Origin of the sequence: Methylorubrum sp. SL192 (assembly GCF_026672325.1) — a bacterium.
Lineage (GTDB): Bacteria > Pseudomonadota > Alphaproteobacteria > Rhizobiales > Beijerinckiaceae > Methylobacterium > Methylobacterium extorquens.
In genome coordinates this window covers 2,729,849-2,750,668 of sequence record NZ_JAPPQV010000003.1, presented here as the reverse complement: position 1 = coordinate 2,750,668, position 20,820 = coordinate 2,729,849, and the positions used below count along the sequence as shown (strand labels likewise).

General features: G+C 66.9%; 10 protein-coding genes. 2 read left to right on the top strand and 8 right to left on the bottom strand.

Features of this window, described 5'->3' with window-relative positions:
• Positions 1 to 383: 383 nt before the first annotated feature.
• From OVA30_RS13665 to OVA30_RS13655, 3 genes are all read right to left on the bottom strand, one after another.
• Positions 384 to 6,365 (bottom strand): DUF3320 domain-containing protein, encoded by a 5,982-nt coding sequence (locus tag OVA30_RS13665; RefSeq protein WP_268175749.1) that lies wholly within the window; start codon positions 6,363 to 6,365, stop codon positions 384 to 386.
• Entirely contained in the window at positions 6,362 to 10,486 is a 4,125-nt protein-coding gene (locus tag OVA30_RS13660) for a peptidoglycan-binding protein (RefSeq protein WP_268175748.1), read from the bottom strand. The genes OVA30_RS13665 and OVA30_RS13660 overlap by 4 nt, the downstream gene beginning before the upstream one ends.
• A 315-nt stretch (positions 10,487 to 10,801) precedes the next feature.
• Positions 10,802 to 11,164 carry a helix-turn-helix domain-containing protein gene (locus OVA30_RS13655; RefSeq protein WP_268175747.1) on the bottom strand — a complete coding sequence of 121 codons (363 nt, stop codon included), beginning with the start codon at positions 11,162 to 11,164 and terminating at the stop codon, positions 10,802 to 10,804.
• A 166-nt stretch (positions 11,165 to 11,330) separates the two neighbouring features.
• On the opposite strand from OVA30_RS13655, the gene OVA30_RS13650 reads away from it, so the two are divergent.
• On the top strand, positions 11,331 to 12,860 hold the full coding sequence (locus OVA30_RS13650) for an ISL3 family transposase (RefSeq protein ID WP_268177492.1): 1,530 nt from the start codon (positions 11,331 to 11,333) through the stop codon (positions 12,858 to 12,860).
• 264 nt (positions 12,861 to 13,124) lie between these two features.
• Here the strand turns inward: OVA30_RS13650 and OVA30_RS13645 are convergent, their stop codons facing one another.
• From OVA30_RS13645 to OVA30_RS13635, 3 genes are read right to left on the bottom strand one after another with little or no spacing between them, the layout of a single operon-like run.
• Entirely contained in the window at positions 13,125 to 15,047 is a 1,923-nt protein-coding gene (locus OVA30_RS13645; RefSeq protein WP_268175746.1) for a hypothetical protein, read from the bottom strand.
• Positions 15,048 to 15,057: 10 nt separating this feature from the next.
• Entirely contained in the window at positions 15,058 to 17,019 is a 1,962-nt protein-coding gene (locus tag OVA30_RS13640) for a hypothetical protein (RefSeq protein ID WP_268175745.1), read from the bottom strand.
• Positions 17,016 to 17,516 (bottom strand): hypothetical protein, encoded by a 501-nt coding sequence (locus OVA30_RS13635; protein ID WP_268175743.1) that lies wholly within the window; start codon positions 17,514 to 17,516, stop codon positions 17,016 to 17,018. Before OVA30_RS13635 ends, OVA30_RS13640 begins: the two co-directional genes overlap by 4 nt.
• A 442-nt stretch (positions 17,517 to 17,958) precedes the next feature.
• On the opposite strand from OVA30_RS13635, the gene OVA30_RS13630 reads away from it, so the two are divergent.
• On the top strand, positions 17,959 to 18,624 hold the full coding sequence (locus OVA30_RS13630) for a DNA-binding protein (protein WP_268175742.1): 666 nt from the start codon (positions 17,959 to 17,961) through the stop codon (positions 18,622 to 18,624).
• 333 nt (positions 18,625 to 18,957) lie between these two features.
• Here OVA30_RS13630 and OVA30_RS13625 read toward each other — a convergent pair whose 3' ends face one another.
• Together OVA30_RS13625 and OVA30_RS13620 are read right to left on the bottom strand one after the other, a co-directional pair.
• The gene (locus OVA30_RS13625) at positions 18,958 to 19,308 is read right to left on the bottom strand and encodes a hypothetical protein (protein ID WP_056203401.1); all 351 of its coding nucleotides are present in this window, start codon (positions 19,306 to 19,308) and stop codon (positions 18,958 to 18,960) included.
• A 61-nt stretch (positions 19,309 to 19,369) separates the two neighbouring features.
• Positions 19,370 to 20,656 carry a hypothetical protein gene (locus tag OVA30_RS13620; RefSeq protein WP_268175740.1) on the bottom strand — a complete coding sequence of 429 codons (1,287 nt, stop codon included), beginning with the start codon at positions 20,654 to 20,656 and terminating at the stop codon, positions 19,370 to 19,372.
• Positions 20,657 to 20,820 lie beyond the last annotated feature (164 nt).

Here is a 20,820-nt window from a genome sequence, read left to right as displayed (position 1 = left end):
CTCCGTGGAGCGACGTGCGAGTTCGGGTCCTATGCGCTTCTGAAGGGCCCGTACGAGGTCTTTCCGGTAGGGCCCTTGGAAGAAGGCTTCGCCGTAGCCGGGATAGTAGATCTAATCGTGAGCCGCGATCATCGCGTCCACCTCGTCAGCACACTGGTACATGGACTGGGTGAGAGCGGTTCGGAGTTGCCCGGCCCTCGCGGCATTCACGATCCCGGGCTTGTTCAGCGCCTCACGAGCGATGCAGTCGGACGCCTCTCGGACCGACGGTAGGTAGGACGAGCCGTCTGCGGCGAGGATCGTCCTGAATGCATTGCGCGACTGCTTCCTCGAAGCTGCTTAGCAAAAACAGACAAGTGATGAGTCCAGCGCGCATCCTCGCCTCACGACGCGGTTGACTGGCGGGCGAGTTCGCTCGCCTTTTCGAACCGCATTCGCGCAGATGCTTCGATGCGTGACAGCCCAAGGCGCTGGCCGATCATCCTGGCACGCTCCGCCTCCGAAGCATCGGATGGCAGGGTGCTCGCGATCCCGACGAGTTCCGGCATCGGCGTGTCGGTGTGACTGCGGACGGTCGCATCAGCTGGCCGGTGAGGATAGCTCGTGTGGGGCTCCTCGCCTCGCGGCCAGAGCACGGTGCGTCCGTCATCCTCAGTTCGCGCGACGAATTCATCGATCTGAGCGGCAATGGCCTCACGGACAAGCGGACCAACCCGCTGAATTTCGTGAGCGCGGGCGATACGTCGTATGAGCAGCTCTTCGTAGATCGGCCCTTCTACGGAGAGGACGTAACCGACCATGGCATTGAGAGCCGGTCGGTAGGAGGCATCATAGAACCGGCCCGGTTCGATCGGTCGGCCGAGATCGTTCAGGTCCGCGATCCTGTAGTCCCGCACCTCATCCTCTGCTTCCGGCCTTGTAGTTGGCGAGGCGACCGGCAGGGCCCGATCAGCGTAGAGGCGCTGCGGAATAGCTTCGGTGACGGGATCCGGATCGTTCGCAGGCTCACTCGGCATCTCGTCGATGGATGAAGCGACCTCAGGCTCCGCTGTCGATTCGTGCCGGTCCTGTTCGACAGCCTCGGGTTCGACAACCACGTCGATAGGCGCTTCCGCCGCAGTCCTAGCGCGATCGGCTTCAAGATCTTCGATCAAGCGCCGGTCGAGCTTGGCGAGCGCGCCCTCGGCGTCCATCCACCATTCGGTGCTCCACACCCGGCGGATGCGCCAACCGAGGTCGGTCAGCACGTGCTCGCGCAGGCGGTCGCGGTCCCGAGCCGTAGCCGAGCTGTGGTAGGTCGCGCCATCGCACTCGACGCCCGCGAGGTAGCGCCCGGGGGCGTCGGGGTGGACGATACCGAGGTCGATCCGGAAGCCGGACACGCCGATCTGCGTATGGACGGTCCAGCCCCTGGCCTGGAGAGCTGCCATCACGGCGGCTTCGAAGGGTGATTCCACGTCGCCGCCAGTCGGTGCGAACGCCTCGGCCAGCGCGCGTGCGCCGCGATCGGCGAACTCGAGGAAGTGCTTGAAATCGCGCACGCCTTGCGCCCGAGTGCGGCCGAGATCGATCTGCTCGGGACGGAGCGACGCGAACACCACGAGTTCGCGCCGGGCGCGGGTGATCGCGACGTTCAGGCGGCGGTGGCCGCCGTCCTTGTTGAGCGAGGACACCGTGCTGACCGGACGCCCGCTCGGGTCCGGCCCGACCGCGACCGAGAAGATGATGGCGTCGCGCTCGTCGCCCTGCACGTTCTCGAGGTTCTTCACGAACACCGGCTCGTGCCAGCGGTCCTTGTCGAAGAACGGCTCCAGTTCGGGATACGACCGTCGCTGCTCGTCCAGAAGGTTCTCGATCAGGCGCTGCTGCTCGCCGTTGAAGGTGACTACGCCGAGCGAACGCCGCTCCTCCGCGAAGCTCGGGTCGCGCAGACGACGCACGATCTCCGCGACGACGGCGCGGGCCTCGGGGCGGTTCACGCGGCCCGCTCCCCGCTCGTACACCCCATCCGGCACGAGGGTGAGCCGGACGGCTCGGTCGTCGGTCACGGGCGACGGGAAGGTCACGAGCCGGCCGCCGTAATAGCGGCTGTTCGAAAAGGCGATCAGGCTCTCGTGACGGCTGCGATAGTGCCAGTCGAGGTTCCGCCGCGGGATGTTGGCGGCGAGGCACTCGTCGAGGATGGATTCCTGATCGGTGACGTCGCTCCCGTCCTCGATATCGTCGACACCGCGGTCGCCGACGTTGGTCGGCGGCAACTGTTCGGGGTCGCCGACGATGACGACTTGCTTCGCTCGGGCGAGCGCGCCGATGGCATCCCAGGGCGAAATCTGGGACGCCTCGTCGAAGATGACGACGTCGAACGGCTCCTTGTCGGGCGGCAGGTACTGCGCGATCGAGAGCGGGCTCATCATCACGCAAGGGGTGAGCTTGGTCAGTGCCGTCGGCATCCGGCCGAACAGCTTCCGTAGCGGCATGTGAGCCGTCTTCTTCGTCAGTTCGTGCGAGAGCGTGCCCCATTCCGGGTCGGCACCGAAGGCAGTCGCCCCCGGAATGCCGCCGCCGAGGCGCGAGCGGACAACCTGTTTCGAGAGTTCCGTGACGCGCGCATCGGCAGCGCGGAAACGCCCGATGGCATCCTCGTGGCGCTCGGGCAGGAAGCGCCGCAAAACCGGATCTTGGCTGACGACTCGATCGATCCACCAGCGTGCATAGGCGGTCTCGAAAGCGGTCTCCGCGCGGTCGGGGACGACGCGGCCCTCTTCCAGGGCGTCGATCAGCGGCGTGAGACCGTTCTGGCGTGCGTTCTGGGCGGCGGACTGCCATGCGCACCACCCCTGGGCGCGTCCCAGTCCCGTGCCCCAGCGCCGGGCGAGCGCGAGGCTCTGTTCGATCCAATCGGCGTCGGCGGCCAACGGCTCTTCGGGATCGGGGCGACCGGCCAGGTGGCCGAGCGCCTTCATCGCCTCGTTCGCCCTCGCGCGGTCCTGTGCGAAGGTGGCATAGCTCTGCGAGATGCGCCCGCCCTCGGCGAGGGCACGGCCCTGGCGCTCGACGAGTTGCACGAGGTGATCGCGCAGGCCATCGATCCCGAGGGACAGGGGCCCGAGGATGTCGAGCAGCTGCTCGACCTTTTCGGCCCAGGTGATGGCCTGGGCGAACTCGGAGGCGGGGTGATCCGGATTGCTCCATGGCAGCCCGAGCCGGGCGAGGATCAGCTCCTCCAGGCATCCGGCTTTGACGTGCTTGGCGAGTTCGATCAGTCCTGTGAGATCCGGCCCGAGATCGGCTGGAAGCGGCCCTTCCGCGTAGGGCTGCACCTGTGCCGCGACGCGTCTCAGCTTGCCGCCCTTGACCAGGAAGTTCGAACCCTGCGCGGCGACCCATTCAGCCAGCAGCGCCCCCAGGTTCTGCTCGAGGATGCCCGGACCGTAGCGGCCGGTAAGCCGGCCGAGCAGTTGGGCCTTCGTCGTCTGGAAATGCTCCCGCGCGGAGACGGCCCTGCGCAGGTCGCCAGTGCCGTCGGCGAGGAAGGCGACCCCGCAGCGCGCTTCCGACCGCATGAGGTAGTTGCCGAGCACCACCAGCCCGCGCGTGCTGGCATAAGTCGCGAGCAGGGAGGGTAGGCCGATCGCCTCGGCGAAGGTCTGACCGCTGACCCGGAGCGCGCCGAGCATCTGCTCGACGGTCCGGATCGCAGTGCCCATGTCGTCGCGCCAGACCGGCGACCACTGGGTGGCCTCGACACCCTGGAGCGGGTGATCCACCAGCGAGCCGACAGAGGCCAGGATGGGGCGAAGCTCCCGGCAGGCCGCGCGCAGGGTGGCGAGGGTCGTCTCGTCGTGGGCGAGGTGATCCGGCCATGTGAGCACGAGCGAGGCCTCGGCACTCCCGGCCGCGATGACGCGTCCGAAGGCCTCGTAGGCAGAGAGCCCATTCTCCCGCCGCCGATGCAGGGCGTTCACAAGGCCGTTGAGTTCCTCGCGTAGGCTCTTAAGTTCGCTTGTCGCCGCGTCCCAGGTTCCCTGCGAAGGTGTGGAGCGCTCGTGCCAGGCCTTGCGCAACTGGCCGAGGACGGCCGATTTCTGTGCCTTTGTCGAATGGAGTTCCAAGCAGTAGTCGCCGAGGCCTATCTCCTGCAGGCGGCGCTGCACGACCTCCAGGGCGGCCGTCTTCTGCGAGACGAACAGCACTGTACGCCCCTGCGCGAGGCACTGGGCAATCATGTTGCCGATCGTCTGGCTCTTGCCGGTACCGGGCGGCCCGAACAGCACGAAGTCTTTGCCCTGGGCGGCGGCCAGCACGGCAGAGAGCTGGGACGAATCAGCCGAGAGCGGCGCGAACACGGTCTCGGGTGGGTACTCGCGATCGAGGCGCGCGGGTTCAGGGAAGGGAGTCCCATCTCCGTAGGAATGCTTCGGCGTATCGATGAGATGGCGCACCACCGGGTTACGCTTCAGCAACTCGGCCCGGTCGACCAAATCCTTCCACATCAGATACTTGGTAAAGGAGAAGGCCGATAGCACGACGTCCGGCACGACCTCCCAGCCGCGGAGGTCACGCACGTGCGCGCGAACGATCTTGAAGATGGCATCGACATCGATGCCGGAGGCGTCCCGCGGCAGGTCGGCCTCGAACTCCGGCATGCGCAGCCGAAAGTCCTCGCGCAGCATCTCCAGCAGGGTCGGGTTGATCCGCACCTCGTCGTCGTGGAGCGCCAGACGGAAGCCGGCGCGCACGCTGGAGCGCTTCAGTGAGACCGGCACTAGCAGTAGTGGGGCGCGGTAGGCGGCCTCACCCTCTTTGCGGGTCCATGAGAGAAAGCCAATCGCGAGGTAGAGGGTGTTGGCCCCGCCCTCCTCGAAGCCGTTGCGGGCAAGGCGGAAGAGATCGAGCAGGCGGCGGTCGAGCTCTGTCTCGGTGGAGGTCGTGTAGATCTCCCGCCGGGCGAGTGCCGCCTCGAGATAGCTGCGCCGGCCGTCATCGTGATGTCGACGGGCGTAGAGGTCGGCGCTGCGCTCGTCGGATCCGCTCAGCACGTCCGAGACGGGCTTCAGGCGGAATTCCTGTCCCGCCGCGAGGCCGTCCTCTAGGGCCCCGGGTGAGACGCATTCGAGCACGACCGAGCCTTTACCAGGCTTAAAGTTCAGCAGCTTGTTGCGGAGCGTCAGGTCGAGGAGCTTGCGCTTCCAGCGCTCTATCCGGCCGACCGGGGTCTCGGGGGCTTCTTCGGCGGGCGGTCGCGCCTCCTCGTCGAAGCTGGGCGGCGCGGAGAGCGCCTGGTTGAGCGGTGCCGTCGGCGCGGGCGCGAGGTCCGCCGGCCTGCCCCCACCGAGATCCATCGGGCGGATGCCGCGCCGCCGGCAGCGCCGAACATCGATTGCGACTTCGAGTGCCGCGGGCGCGCTGTCCTCGACCTGGGCACTGCCCTGTGTCGTCGCGACCTTGAACGCTGCTGCCGGGTTGTGGGTCAGCAGCGTCGTCTCGACGAGGACGAGGTCCTGTAGGTCCCGGCGCTTGCGCAGGAACTGCATGTCGTCGACGGTCGCACTCGCGAAATCCTCTTCCTGCAGCCAAAGGCCGACGAAGGCGTGTCCCTCCGTCAGCACCAGGACCGGGTTTAGACCGGACTGTTCCAGGCAGGCGGCGTAGAGGAGCGAGAGGTCGAGGCAGGTACCGACCTTGCGTTCCAGAACCTCGCTCGGACCGCGCACCTTCTGACCGGTCTGCTCGAAGCTCGCTGGCGGCAGGACGTAGGCGATGCGCCGGTCGGCGATGGCTGCCCAGATTGCTTCGGCAAGTTCCCAAGTGCGGGCCTTCTTACGCGAGCTGTAGCCGTTCAGGCCGGTCTCGCGGCCCGCCTCGCCGAGCTTCGTCGCAGCATCCCGCAACACGATGTCCACAGCTGGATCGTTCGGCCGGACGAAGGCGGCAAGCAGTTCCGGGGCGCTTCGACCGCCGCCCCATTGCGAGGGCGGGAGCAGGCGGATCTCCGACACGCTCCGAGCGCGTTCGCCGCCCGCATCCTCTAGGACGCTCGTCAGTTCGAGGCGGCTCGCCTCGGTGAAGCCGGAGAGTAGCGCCGCATCGAGGCGGACATCAGGCGTCTCGATGTGATGGTTCGAACCCGCCGGGACACGGTCGATGCGCAGGGTCAGCGGCTGTACGACAGCCGGCCGGCTCTCGATCCGTACCCGGAGATCGACGAGATCTTCATCGGACGGGTTCGCGACCACGATCTCGCGGATCACCGGGATTGCGTTCTCGTAGTAGGCGAGGCTGACATGCTCCGTCGCCGTGCACGCGACCCACACAGCATCCTGGACGTCGATCTCAGCAACGGGTTCGATCGTCTCGTTGCTCACTGTACGATCCACCGGCTCGAAAAGCGCTCGCCCTGCTTGTAGCGGGCGAGCTTAGGTCCGACCTCGTCACAGGTCTCTCCGAACGCATCCCGGATGACGCCGAACTCGGCGTCGTTGACGTAGCCGGTCACGTAGCAAACGTCCTGGTACTCGCCTTTGATGCGGTTGCGCATCTTGATCCGTGTGGTCGCCAGGGCGGTCTCGAGTGGTCGATCCTTGTAGACGGCGGTGCCGTAGTCGAGGATCTGCGTTTCGGCCGACATGAACTCCCAGCGGTCGTCGCGCTGGGCCTCATAGTGACGGGCGGGTTTCGGGTAGCGCTCCGTGAACCCAACCGGGCGGTCACCGGTGGCAAAGGCCTGCGCCTCCTCGCCGAGCGCCTGCTCGAAGAAGCGCGCCCGCTCGCCCCACTGGGCACGCAAGTCCCGCTCACGCGTCTCGCGCCGGGCGGCTTCGTCCTTCTCCTTTTCACGGTCGAGCTTGCCGCGCTCCTCCAGCTCACGCTGACGCTTGAACTGCTCCTCGGCGCTACGGGTCTTGCTCGCGTCGATCTCGGTCTGCATGGTCGCAACCTCGCTCGGCTCCATCCAGAGCGGCAGATAGCGGTGGCTCAAACCGTCCCGGGTCATGGCCTCGGTGATCGTGTTGAGATCGGCGAACGCCGCGTAGACCGCGCCGCACTCGCCGCGCTTGACCGCGATGAAGGCTCCGTCTGCCGAGGTCGGCGTGACGACCGGTTGGCCCGGCAACTCGTCGCCAACCCGATCCGAGAGCCGGGCGAGGATGGCCGCGTGCCCCTCGGCCTTATCGGGCGCAACCCGGCAGAGCACGCTCGATGCATTCGGCACGACGATGACACCGAAGCCCTCGCCCTTGCGCTCACGCACCAGCGCCTCGACCTCGTTGGCCTTGGTCGCCTCAGCCTGCCGCGCGGAGGCCAAGGCGGCCGCATCGACAACGGCGAGCCGAGCGAACAGGTTGCCGTTGACCGCCTCCACCAGGGTGATCACCCGGTCGACCGGCTCGCGCAGCAGGCGCTCACGCTCCGCGAAGATCAGGTCCTGCTTGGCGAGGTCGTTCGGCCCGCAGGCTGCGAGCGGCAGATCGAGCTTGGCCCCGAGCGCCGCGCTCCGATCGCGGATCTGCCGGTTGAGGAACACGTCCGATAGGGTCGCGTGGTAAAGGCAGGCGGCCCCACGACCATCCTCGAACACCAGCTCGCCGCGCAGGTTGCGCACAACGGAGGGAGCCTTGCCGCTGTCGTTGTAGAGCACGATCAGGTCGCCGCGGCCGCCCTCGATCAGGAAGCGGCTCTTGGCTGACACTGACCGGGCGAGCCGCGCCGCCGCATCGATGCGGGTGCGCTTGCCCGCATAGGCGTCGGCGAGCTCCTTGAGGCGCTCATCAGAGCTGCCCGGCGCGATCCCGGTCACGTCGGCAACGAAGCCGGATAGGAAGGTCTGGAGATCCTGCGGGATGCCGCCCTTCAAGGTAGTCTCGGCCTCGGCCGCGTCGCGCTTCAGGCGCTCGACGAGAGCCGCGCGCCGGTTCTCTGCCTGGTCGCGCTCGCGTCGGCGCTCCTCCGCTTCGCGCTCGCGGCGCTTGGCGTCGCCCTGCTCCGCCAGCGTCGCCTGTGCCTTGGCGGCGACCTCCGGTGCGATCCAGATCGGCAGATAGCGGAAGCTGACGCCGTCGCGTGTGAGCCCCTTTACCAGGGGCGCGAGCTCCTTGGCACTGCCGTAGACGGCTCCGCACTGGCCGCGCTTGATCGACAGAAAGGCTCCGTCGGCACTCGCCGCCACCACGGTGGTCGCGCCGCCGAGTTCCGCCTTCAGCAGGGCCTCGTGGGGCTCCAGCAGACGGTCGTGCAGCGCCTTGTCGCCCGCTGCGACACGGCAGACCGTACGCGAGCCGGTGCCGAAGCCGAGCACGGCGAGGCCTTCCGAGGTCCCGCGCGCGACCTCGCTCTCGGCCTCCGCCGCGCGGATGCCCTCTTGCTGGCGCGCAGCCTCAATGTCGGAGTTCAACACGGTGCCGGCGAGCGCGTAGACGCCTGTATCGACTGCCGAGGCGATGGTGCCAAACAGCCCGGACTGCGCGCGTAGCGTGCCACGCTCAAGGGCCAGCAAGTTGGCGCTCAGCTGCTGGGCGCTGGTGCAGCGGGGCACCATCTCCCGGACCGGGGCACCGAGGCTGCGCAGCCTGGTGATGAGCTGTTCGAGGGCGATCCGGTCGGCCGGCGCGTCCGGCAGGGCGCAGGCCAGCGTGCGTTCAGGATCGAAGACGAGGTTGCCGTCGAGTCCGCGAACGACCGCGCCCGCGCGCGGCGAGCTGTTGTACAGCAGCAGGATGTCGCCGGGATCGCCCTCGACAAGGAAGCGGTTCTTGTCGGTGACGGCACGCTGCACTGCCTCGGCCTCGCGCACGCGCGGCTCGATCTGCGCAAAGCGCCGCTCGATGGTTTCCACGACGCGTGACAGTTCATGCGCCGAAGTCCCTTCCGACTGCTTGAGGAGCGGAGCGAGTTCGGTTCGCAAGTCCTCCGGTATTGGGCCGGCCAGCAGGGCCTCGATACGCTTGCGCTGTTCGTCGAGCCGGCGGTGCGCCTGGAGGCGGGAGCTGCGGTCCCGCTCTTCGCCCCCAAGGTCTCCGAGATAGGTCTCGTAGCGCCGCGCGACCGCTTCGATGCGGGCGGGCAGGCTGGCATCCGTCACTACGGCGAGGCTCGAGCCAACACTCGGTCCGCGCCCGAGCCGGTCAGAGAGGTCGGTGCTAAGGAAGCCGTCACGGGCCAAGCCCTGCGCATCCGCGAAAGTCGTGATCGCCCGCCGTGTCACGCCGCCGTAGACGCCGTCCGCGATAGCATCAGCCGCGAGGTAGCCAGCTGCGCGTAGAGCCTCTTGGAGGCGGACATGGTCCTCGATCGGCCGCCCGATCTCTTGGCGTGCCGCGGGGGGGGCATCGCGTCCGACGCGCGCTGCCCAAGCTTCCTTCTGGCGCTGGTAGGCCGCAGCAATGCAGGGGACGGCGCGAGTGCGCAGAGCCGCCGTGACCTTGCCGGTTTCCGGGATGCGGCAGGTCTTGAGCGTGCGCTCGACCAGCTCGTTCGATTCTGCCTTCAGCTCCGCGCCGGCATCGGGCTTGAGGTGGCGCAGTGCGTAGAAAGGCCGGGCCATCTCAAGATCGATGCGGCGCAGACCGGCATCCTCGCAGATCAGGATCGGCAGCGGGGTGTTGGCCTTCTCGCAGTCGAAGGACGGCCCGAGATCGCGGGTCGACGCCACCGGCTTCGGCAGCGAGACCGTGCGCGGGGGCTCGGACACGGTCGCGGCCTCCTTGCGCAGGTCGGCGAGCCGCTTCTTCAGCCCCTCCGAGGTTTCGGCCTTGGTGCGCGCCTCGGCCTGCGCGCGCAGGCTGCCCATCCGATCAAGGGCGGAAAGACGTGCAGCCTCGGCCTGAGACAATGCGCTGAGCCCACCGACCTCGCGGTTGATCGTGTCTGTATCGGGTGCGGACGGGCCGGTGCGGGCGGCGAGTTGCTGCTCGATCCGGCTCTGGATCCGTGCAGCCTCCGAACGCACGACGGGTGAGGCGTCGCGCTGGTAGTTCGCGAGCGTGGTCTTGAGTACCTGAAGCTGCTCGGCCCTCCCTTGCGCCTCGGCCCGCGCCTGACGCAGTTCTCGTGCCTCCCCGGTCTCGACGTCGGCGACGATGATCCGGGTGCCCGAGAAATGCAGCTCGATCGCGTCGCGCGGTTCGACGGCCAGGACGCGGTTGCTGCCGTCGCGGTAGGCGAAGGACTGGTTGCAGGTGGTCGAGACTGACCAGCCGTTCTCATCGGACGTGGTGCAACTGAAGCCGCGCCGCAGGTTCGACTCGGTGAAGCGTCGGCACTCGGAGAAGATGCTGCCGAGACGCCCGTCATCCGGTCCGATGCCACGCTGGATCATGCCGGCGATGTCAGCGTTCCGGCGCGCGAGTGCGCGATCGAGGCAGAGCCGGTCCGTATTGGAGAGCCGAGCCCAGGCATCACGCGTGGCCTGCGCCTGTGCGGCACCGAGAAGCCCCCCGAAGATGTCGAGCGGCGTGACCTGGGCGGAGGCCGGTGTGATCAATGCCATGATGGCTGCGACCACCAGAAAACTGCGCACCCCGCCCCGGGTCATCGTCGTACCCCGTACATTTGCTCCGAACGGTTTGCCGAGTTGACGAAGCCCATTCAAGGTTGAATTGGCAACACTCTTAAAATCGCCGCATCCCAGAACTCGGCGTCCCCGTGCCGATAGGATATCCTCACCTCCTGATGGTCCTAGTGTGAGAGCGCGGGCGGAACGACAGCACCATCATCAATCGGCGGCCAGCAGCGGTAGACACGGGTAGGAGTGGTCTTCACTGCGCTCCGCGAGCGAGAGCCTTATCAACTGCCCATCGATCGACTACGAGGTTTCACCGTCGCCAGCCGATCGAAGATCGGCGATCGCGTTCAGCAGCCTCTGGATCGTCCTCGCACCCTCGGGGGTCTCGTCCCATAGGCGGCGCATGCTTGACTGCGCTGCTGCCCATTCGGGAGCCAAGTCGTCGAGGTCTGGCTGAAGCCGGGGTACGCTGACACCGAGCGCCTTGCAGATTTGCACGACGTTGTGGCTGAACGTCTTGAAATGACCGGCACAGATGCGTCCGACTTGGCTTGGATGAACCCCTGAGATCTGCCCAAGCTGCGTCAATGTCAGGCCGCGTCGTGCCTGAGCCACAGCAATTTTTGCCCGAAGGTCGACAAGCTGCTTGTCCGTCGGCTTCATGCAAATTAGCATGCAAAATCGCTAGCTTTTTTGCAAGGCAGGGCAAAGCCGATGTGATCCGCCCCCACTGAAGTGGTTCATCCGCACTTTCGGTGCTGCGGGGTGTCTCGGGCGTTGATCAGCGTGGTGGCCCGAGGGCAGCGCGATGTCCATCTCGAACCCGTCGATGCCGTTGGTCCCGGACAGCCTGCACGTCGAGGATCTGACGCGGGATGGAACGGCGCTGCTGATCACCGCCCGGACCACAGCGGCCCAAGCCTCCTGTCGGGTCTGCGGGTGTGCTTCGACGCGGGTGCACAGCACGTATTGGCGGACTTTCGAGGACCTGCCCTGGCAGGACCGGGCGGTGACGTGGCGGGTACAGGTGCGCCGCTTCCGATGCAGCCATTGCCCGGGTCGGATCTTCGCCGAACGCGTGCCGGGGCTGGGCGCGCGCAAGGCGCGCCGCAGCGACCGATTGGCCGAGGCGCAAACCGACATCGGCATGGTGCTGGGCGGGGAGCCCGGCGCTCGGTTGTCGCGGCGGCTGGCCATGCCGGTCAGCGGCGACACGGTCCTGCGCCTGATCCGCCGCCGCGGGACCGTGCCGTCCGCGCCGCCGCGCGTAGTCGGCATCGACGACTGGGCCTGGCGGCGCGGCCGGACTTACGGCACCATCGTGTGCGACCTGGAACGGCAGCGCTTCATCGACCTGTTGCCCGGCCGCTCGTCGGCGCCGGTGCGGGACTGGCTCGCCGCCCATCCGAGCGTGACCGTCATCAGCCGTGACCGCTCGGGCCCCTACGCCGAGGCCGCGCGCACGGCAGCGCCGGCGGCGACGCAGGTCGCGGATCGCTGGCATCTGCTCGTCAACGCGTCCGAGGCGTTGCGCGGTATCGTCGAACGGCACCAGCCTCAGATCCGGGACGTGGTCCACCGCGGCATGCACGATCGCTCTGCCTCCCCTGACCTGACGGAGACCGCACCCACGCCAGAGGTAAACAGCCGGCGACGCGACCGCTGCGAGACAGCCCTGTGCCTCCACGGCGAAGGTCTGTCGACCAAGGAGATCGCTCGCCGTATCGGTGCGTCCCGCAACGCTGTGCGCCGCTGGCTCCGGGCGGGCCGGTTCATGCCCTACCGTCGAGCCTTAGGTCCGAGCCGGCTCGACCGCCATCTCCCCTTCGTCGAGACGCGCTGGCAGGAGGGCCAGCACAGCGCCACCGTCCTTCACCGCGAGTTGCGCGCGCAGGGCTTCATCGGCAGCTACGACATCGTCCGACGCTGGGCTGCGCGACGGAGGCAGGGTGCGCCGGCCCGACCGCCGGCCGCCCGGATCCCCTCGACGCGCCGCATCACGCACTGGCTCACCAGCGACCCGACCACGCTGTCACGGGAGGATCGCGCCTTCGCCGACGCGCTCTGCATCGCCGCGCCGAAGCAAGCCGCCGAGGATGTACGCGCCTTCGCCGACCTCCTGCGGCAGAGCGATCCCACCGGACTGACGCCATGGCTGGAGGCTGCAGCCGCAACCGATCTCGGCGGTTTCGTCGCCGGGCTCCGGCAGGACGAGGCAGCCGTGCGCGCAGCCATCGTCGAACCCTGGAGCAACGGCCCGGTCGAGGGGCAGGTCAACCGCCTCAAACTGATCAAGCGCAGCATGTATGGCCGAGCCAAGTTCGATCTTCTGCGCCAGCGCGTCCTGCATGTCGCATGAACCGAGACCGGCAGAGCTTCGGCAAACGATAGCCCAAAAGCACCGAAAGTGCGGATGAACCCCGTTCCAACGCTTTTTGACAACGGCAAACACCGACCGAGTGCCGGCCCTCGCTACCACGCCAGTCGGCGACCGGATCACGACCAGCACGTTTTGGGTGCCGTAACGGTCGTTCGGTCGCGCATACCATGGCATATCTCCTCGAAGGGCGGCGACCGATCCCCCTGCGAGAGCCCATGAAAGCTTGGACCACATAATCCAGGATCAGACCTGAGACGGCGTCTCGCGACACCCCTGCACGCGGAACAGTACGACGGCGTGCTCGGATGAACCCCAGGCAGGCTTCAGGTGGTGGATCGAGACCCGTTCGCTCACATGCGGCTGGCCGCCGTCGAGGTCTCTCAGGTCCAGCACCATCAGGATGCCGTATCGGACGTTCGTGACGTCGTAGGAGACCTTCTGGAGGCCGAACCGCTCAACGACCTTGGCGTTAGTCAGCCTGAGTGCGGTGCGCTTGAGCTCGGCGACCGTCTTGGTCCGAAGGAACGAGAGGAAGATGTCGGCGCGACCGCCACCGACGTCGCTCCTTTCGGCGCCGCAGATTTCCGAGAGCGCCGTACCCATCAGGAACTCGTAGTAGTCGTCCTGAAGGTCCTTCTCCACGGGCAGCTTCTTCCGGTCGCGCTCGAACAGGTACTTGCCGCGCGCGAGGGTGCTGACGCCGACGTTGCTGCGCAAGACGACGAACAGCATCGTCTGCCAGATTACGACCTCGAACATCGCACGGCCTTCGGGGTCGGCGCGGAAGTCCTCGTTGCGCCACAGCCCGTTCACCACGGTCTCGAAGAGCTCGGCAACGACAAGGGGCGTCGTCGTCTCGACAAGCATCGCCATCCCGGCCGCCACGCGCGCCAACGCCGATTTCCTGGCCGGATCGGGTAGAGGCTCAATGAGGGCGGCGGCCGGTGAGCTCCCGGTCGCCGCCGCGGTAGGGCGGTGGGTGACGAGCGCCTCCCTGGCATCCGAGACGCGGTCGCGCAGGTCGGACGCGTCGGGGATGAGCCCCGATTCCTCGTTCGCGTCGATCCACTGGCTCAGAAGGTCGAGGGAATGGACGTCCTTTTGCAGGGCCCCGACGATGCAGGGACGAAGTACGGCTTCGAGGCCGCCGTCGGCTGCGCGCCGTAGCAGGCTTCGGCTGGCCGCATAGACCGACAGCAACTCGTCCTGGATCACGTTGGAGGCTTGGAGCCATGCGCGCTGCAGGCTGGTGTCGAGCGCCCCAAGACGGAGAGCGAGCAGCGACCAGTGGATGCGTTCCCGCGCCTTGAGCCCGAGCCAGGAGGTGGTCTCTTCGGGACGGTCGGGCGTGGTCAGGAAGGCGGTATATGCGAAGGCGGACGCCTTGATCTCGTCGATCCGCGTCCGCAGGTCAGATGGCGTGTTGCCAGCCTGAAACGTCACCAGGGCGTCGAGGCAGCGCCGGTAGAGCATTGCGTCCGGTCTCGCCTCGCTCGTCGTCTCCGCCTTGTGGAAGCAGTCGCGGGCGAACCGGAATGCGTCGAGGGCCTCATCGGGCGCGGTCGCGTCGAGGCCGCGGCGCAGGGCGTCGAGCCCGAGCTCCATCGCGGCTTCGTCGGTGGCGTCATCGACCTCGGCCAACCGGGAGAGGACCTCCCTCAAATCGTCGTCGTCCGGCTGCTGGGCCAGCACGGCGCCAGCTATGCGCGTGGCATGCCTGAGGTACTCGCCGTCGTCGCCGGGATCGAGTTCCAGCAGGTCAGACTGGAGCCGCCGGAATAGAGAGCGGTCTGATTGCGAGAGGATCATCGCCGCCTTCAGGGCGTGCGAGCGGGTGCAGTAATCGGCGCCCCGGTCCCCCGCCTTTTCGAGGAAGGCGCGCCCCAACGGGCCGGCCTGGGCGGAGACGCGGCCACCGCGCCCGAGCCATGCGGACACCTCGACCATGGCAAGGGCGTCGAAGGCGGACCGCACGAGTTCGGACGCGGCCGGCATGGCGACCTCGTGGCGAGGGTGGCCGACGAGCGCAACGAAGAGGTCCGCGCCGTCGACGCCCTCGGCTTCATCGCGGAGGAGGTCCACCAGCCCCTCAGGGGTCTGGGTGTCGAGGTCGGCGGGTTCGTCTTCGATACCTGCCAGGAGCCGATCAACGATGTCCGCCCGCACGGTGGTCCCGTCAGAAAAGGAATCGGGCTCCCTTAGCGTGGAGCCTGCGCTTGCTTTCGACAACGCTCAAGAGCTCGGGGCGCGCGACGGCACCGACGATGACCTGAACGTCGTCGGCTTGGCTAACGGCCTCCTTGACGCTCGCCAAGAGGGCGCCGAATTTATCAGCCGTCATCTCCTGAGCCGCCGGGCTGTCCAGGACGAGGAACCCCGGATGCCGGCCGTAATGGCGCCGCCTGGCGACATCGATGACGGCGAGGGCCGCCGCGATGCGGACACGGAGCTTTTCACCGGGAGAGAGCTTCTTGAACGTGAGGTCGGTGCCGCCCTGCTTGATGTTGAGGACGCCGTTGGGCGTCCAATCCATCTCGGTGACGTGCTTGACGCCGAAGAGGGTCGACAAGCGCAGGAGGTGTGCCGAGACCTCCTTCAGCAGGTCTCGTTGCATCTCGTCGTAGAGGTCTTTGGTGACCCTGACGGTATGTTTCAGGACCTCGGCGTCGGCGGCGGCGGGGAGGGGCACGAAGGGAGATTGCTCGTCGATGATCTCCTTCAATTGGGCAACCTGCGCCTCCAGCGCCCGAACGCGCATCTCCGCGTCGGCCTCCTCGGAGGATGCGAGTTGGGATTTGATGCCGTCGATGGCCCGCTGCGCGCCGTCCCTTTCGTCCTCGTATGCTCGCCGCCGTCGCTTGGCGGCCTCCAACTGCGCTTCAAGGCGGGCGGCGACGGCCTCGGCGTCCCGGAAGTCCTCCTTGAGGTCGTCTAGCAGGGCCGTGTCGTCCTCCGGCACGACGTGCTCGGTCTTGCAGAGCGCGCAGGTTCCGCCGGCCTCGGCCGTCTTGTACTCCGGGGCGTCGATGCCGGCGTCGCAAGACGGGCAGCACACGGGCCGCAGCACCCGGAACACCAGCCCCGCCGCCCGTTCGTCGGCCATCTGCTGGAGCGTCCGATTGACCTCCGAAGCGGAGTCCCGTGCGGATGCCGCCTGTCTCGCAAGCTCCGTGACCTGAGCCCGCCCTTCCTCAACCTTGGTCTGGAAGTCGACCAGTTTTCGATCCTCGATCACCAATTCCCGACGCAATGCGACACGGTCGACGCGGTCCGCAAGGGCGGCGCGTGCCTCGCCGAGCGCTGCCTCGGCACTGGCGAGGCGGGTGGCGAGACGATCCCGGACAGGCGAGGACGCCATGGCTCGGTCGCGCTCGGCCAAGACCTTCTTCTCGGCGGTCGCGGCCGCGGAGTAGGTCGAAACCCAGGGCAGCCCCATGAACATCTGCAACAGCCTGAGGGGCATGCCGTCCTGGACGACCTCGCCGAACACCGCCTTGCCAGGTCCGGTGACGAAGAGCGAGCTCGCGATGGCCTGCCAGCCGTGGGCGTGGGAACCTGTGTCCTTGTTGAAGGCGAAGAACTTCGCGAAGGCGAACTCCTCCATCATGTTGTCTGCGACGGCCTCGGACAGGCCTTCGTCGGCTGCACCCGCGTAGATGACGAACCAGTCACCGCGGTCCAGGCGCGACAGCACGGCCTCGGCGAGCTTGGGGTCCTTCTCCCCGACCGTCTTCGACACGCTGACGCGGTAGACCGTCTGCTCGACCTTGAAGTCGACCTCGACGAGCGACAGCCAGGACCAGACGTCGGGCTTGACGTGAAGGGGGAACTCGCCCCGCAGGGCGGCCTGGACGATGTTGAGCAGGCTCGACTTGCCGCTGGAATTGTCGTCGGACAAGAGGGCCCAAAGACCCGGCGTCAGGTCCGTCCAATCGAATTCGATGCCGGTCTCGCCCGCCTCGGTCCGCTTGGTGCCCCTGAGCTTGATCGAGGAAAGCCCGAGTCGGCGTAGGCGCGGAAGGGTCGCCTGCGCCACGATGCCGTGGCGGTCGAGCACGGAGCGGACGTCCTCGGCCTTGGCATTCGCCTCCCTGGCGATGGTCGCGACCCAATCGTCCACGCTCGTGGGTACGGTCATGCCTCTCCCCTCAAACGTCCCAACCGGTCGAGCACCCGCACCTTGATCGAGGGGATCTCGGTGCCGAGAGGCGCGTCCTTGTACTCCGGATGCATGTACTGATCGTCCTTGAGGGCGGAGCCGCTGCGCAGCTTCGCGAGCCTCATGACGAGTTGGGCCCGATCCCGGTACCATTCGAGCGAGGGCTGCTGCCGGACGACGTCGTCCATGAACACGAAGGCGGCGGGCTCGACGATGAAGTCGTGCCTGCGCTGGCCGCCCGCCTGGCGCAGCGCGCGGACCAGATGACGGGCGCGAAGGATAGCGAGGGGCGTCTCTATGTTCTGGAAGGCGCCCCGGTGCCAACGGACCATGCGCACCAGCCTGACGTCAGGTTCGTCGGCCGCAAAGATCCCTTCGACGGCTTCGAGGACGTCCGGGTCGCCCTCGGCCTCGTAGAGGTTGAGGAGCTCGTCGGCGAGGTAGTCCGGGTAGCGGACGAGGAAGTCGATGGCCATCGCCCGCTTCTCCCCCCTGAACACACGACGGCCTTCGATGTCCTCGCTCCCAGCGGCCAGGATGAAGAGCAGCCTAATCGCGTCCCGGTGGTGATGCCCCGGCATCGCCACCGATGAGGGAACCTTCGGATGGGACGTCGAAGTGGGAGCGGTTGTGCCCGCGGCCATCAATACCGACCTTGTGCGCGTAGAGCAGGGCGCGACAGGAACCAAAGCGCGTTTGACCAGCGGGGTTCCCGATAAGCTTGATCGGCTGATGTCGCTTCCCGGGACGTAGACGTCCGGCAGGCGGCAGATGCCCGCCAAAACGCTCGCGGAGGGGTATCGGGAAGCGCTACCTGATACCCGACTGCGGAGGCGCGCTTCCACTCTCCCGGGGGCCAGCCCGCAGCGCCTACTTAACATGGATCGGGCATGCTCCCCGTACCAAGAGGGGTTGCACATGCCGTACGAGTCCGCCGTCTTCGTCGTCGCTGATGCAATACTGGCCAAGGGCGAGCGGCCCAGCCTGCGCAAGGTGCGCGAAGCAATCCCCACCGGTGGCTCACCCCGTGAGGTCTGCACGCACCTGCGTGCCTGGCGGAAGAAGCGCGGCTACGACCCCAAGCCCGAACCCACTGACATGTCGAAGGCCATGAAGGAGGCCGGCCAGGCGCTCGCCTTGGACCTATGGAAGCAGGCCAAGCGCGAGGCGACCCAGGCGTTCTCCCGCGAGCGCGAGGCCGCCGTGGCCATGGCCACGGACGACAAGCAGGACTGCGAGCATCTGCTCGGGATGGTCGAGACCCTGCAGGCGGAGAACACCGCGCTCGCCGCCCGGGCGGAGGCCGCCCGCGTCCAAGCCCGCCTCCACAAGGTCGAGAACCAGCTCGACCGCTTCCGCGCGCTGGAGTTCTGGGACCGCGTCATGCAGGAGATCTTCGAGATCATACCCCCCGGGGGAGCCATGACCCCGGCCGAGATCCTGCCCGAGCTCCGTTCCTGGACGATCCGCGGCGCCGCCCTCCACACTTCAGGCGCCGACGTAGGCCGCCATCTCATCCGGTGTGCCTCACGTGAACGCCTGCTTCAGGACGTCCGGGAATGCCGAGGCGTGGGCGCTGGGTGAGTGCGGGTATGCAGGACCCGGGAAGAGGCGGCTTGGCCGCCTCGATGTCGAAGTTTCCTAGGGACCCAGGTAGCCGTTCCACAACCGATGGACGGGGGACACGGGTCGCTGCGCGGGCACGGAGCAAATGAGGACGCCGAGGGTGTCGTTCGTACCCCCCTGGTCCAACTCGACGCTCGATGGAAAGGCGGCGACAGTCGGTCCCACATCGCAGGCTGTCTGGAGGCGGAAGGCGTCCCTCGCCACGCGTCATCGTCAATCTCGACCTCGTGCGGGCAGCCCGCGTCCGGGCTCGCCCACACGAGGTCATGAAGCGGGCAGGGATCTCCCAGCTTAGACCGCTTCTTGCACCTTGTCGGCAGGGACGGCCTTTGAGCGGCGTCCTGCAACGTTCGCTCGAACGGCCTTCTTCCCAGCGACGGGCTGCGCCGCCCCGACGATCTTGGCGACGCGATTCCTCTTGAGCGGCTGAAGGCGTACGGGCTCGCTTGGGCGCTTGGCCGCCCTGACGAAGCGAACATCCCCCTTGGCCTGCAACGACGCGATGCCTTCGAGGATCAACTCGCGCACGATCTCATTCTTACTCTGGTCTTCCCGAAAGGCGACGACCTTGAGTTCTTGGTCGAGCTCGCTCGGAAGGTACACGGTCCTCAGCACGAGGTTCCTGGCTTCGGCGTTCGCCATAGGGCATCTCCATGCGTATGCGTAAACATATGTACGCGTTTGCATGAAAGGCACAAGCCCGTCATCGATAATTCCGCAGGATCGCATCGGCCATGCCGCCGAGCGCCATCAGCGACATGTAGCCGGGAGCGACGATCTGCGAATGCATCGGCGCGTGTATCTTGGGCCATCCGGGAAGGTCGAAGGACAGGTCAGACTTCATGCCCTCCTCCAGCCCGAGCCTGGTCACCGCCTGCATCTGGCCCTGAAGCGCGGCGGGCAGCAGACGCTCGAACCACCAACCGTCGAAACCGGTGGCGTCGACGACGATGTCGGCCTCATGTTTATGACTTAAACCTAGCTCGTTCCCGTACTCCACGACCAGCCTCTTGGCCTTTCCGGGCGCGAGGCTGACTTGGTTCGCGCGGCCCGGCACGAGAACGAGATCCTTCGCGTCGGTGAGGATGTCGGTGATGTTTTCCCACACCACACCGCGGTTCAATCGGTCGGTGAATTTTCGCCTGTCCGCGAAGGAAAGCGCCAGCCACGCATTCTCGTTGTCGAACATGACGCTTTCGAAGAAGTTGACGGTCCTCGTGAACAGCGTGGCGCTATTGTTGATCATCGCGATGCTGTGATGGCCGTTGTTCGAACGAATGAACCAAGCCGCAATGGCTGCGGTCGTTCCGCCTCCACCGACGATCAAGACTTTCCGGGAACCTCTGCTCAACTGGGCTCGCACCCTGGAGAGGTTGTCCCAGAAATCCTCGCCGTTGTAGAGGCGATCGCTGCCGACATGGACCAGTTTCCCGGCTTTAGGCACCTTTCCATGCGCCGGGCCCGGCCCGGTGAAGACGATGCCGTCGAAACCTTCGACGTCGTAGGCGTCGCCGCTCGCAGTCTCGGTGTAGTTCACCTTCCATCGCCCGTCCGCCCATTCCACCGAGGTTACCTCGCCGATGATGGGCGTGATGCCGGCCGTCTTGACGGCGTAGTCCAGGTAATTCGCGAACTCGCGATGGATGGGCGACTTCCTTCCGCGGCTTACCCATGTCGAGTAATTGTCCTGCAGGGCGGGTTCCGTCATCTGGAAGGCGTCCCAGGAATACTCCTGCTTCATGAGTGCCGAGACGCCGGGCTCGATCCCGTCCACGTACGGGAACCCGAGGTCGCGCTCCGCCGGCGTGCACAGCCGCTGCTCGCCATCGGTGTAACCGTTGCGGCCGTTCCAGGCGGCTCCGATCTGCGCCTTCTCGAAAATTTCGATCCTGATCTTGTTGTCACCGAAGCGGTTGAGGCAATCGGCCTTGGCGCACAGCGCCGCCGCTTTCGGTCCCCCGCCGATGACCGCGATGTTCTTCTCTGGCACGTTCCTCTCCCAATCGAGGGGGCGGACGGGACAAACGGATGGATTCCGCGTCCCGCGGCGCTTTGCCAGGCGCTCACGAAATGCGTTTCGGGCAAGGCGCCGATGTGCGGATGCCAGCACGGCGCTGCCGCGGCAACTCGGGCCCATGCGCCAAAGTCTCGAAT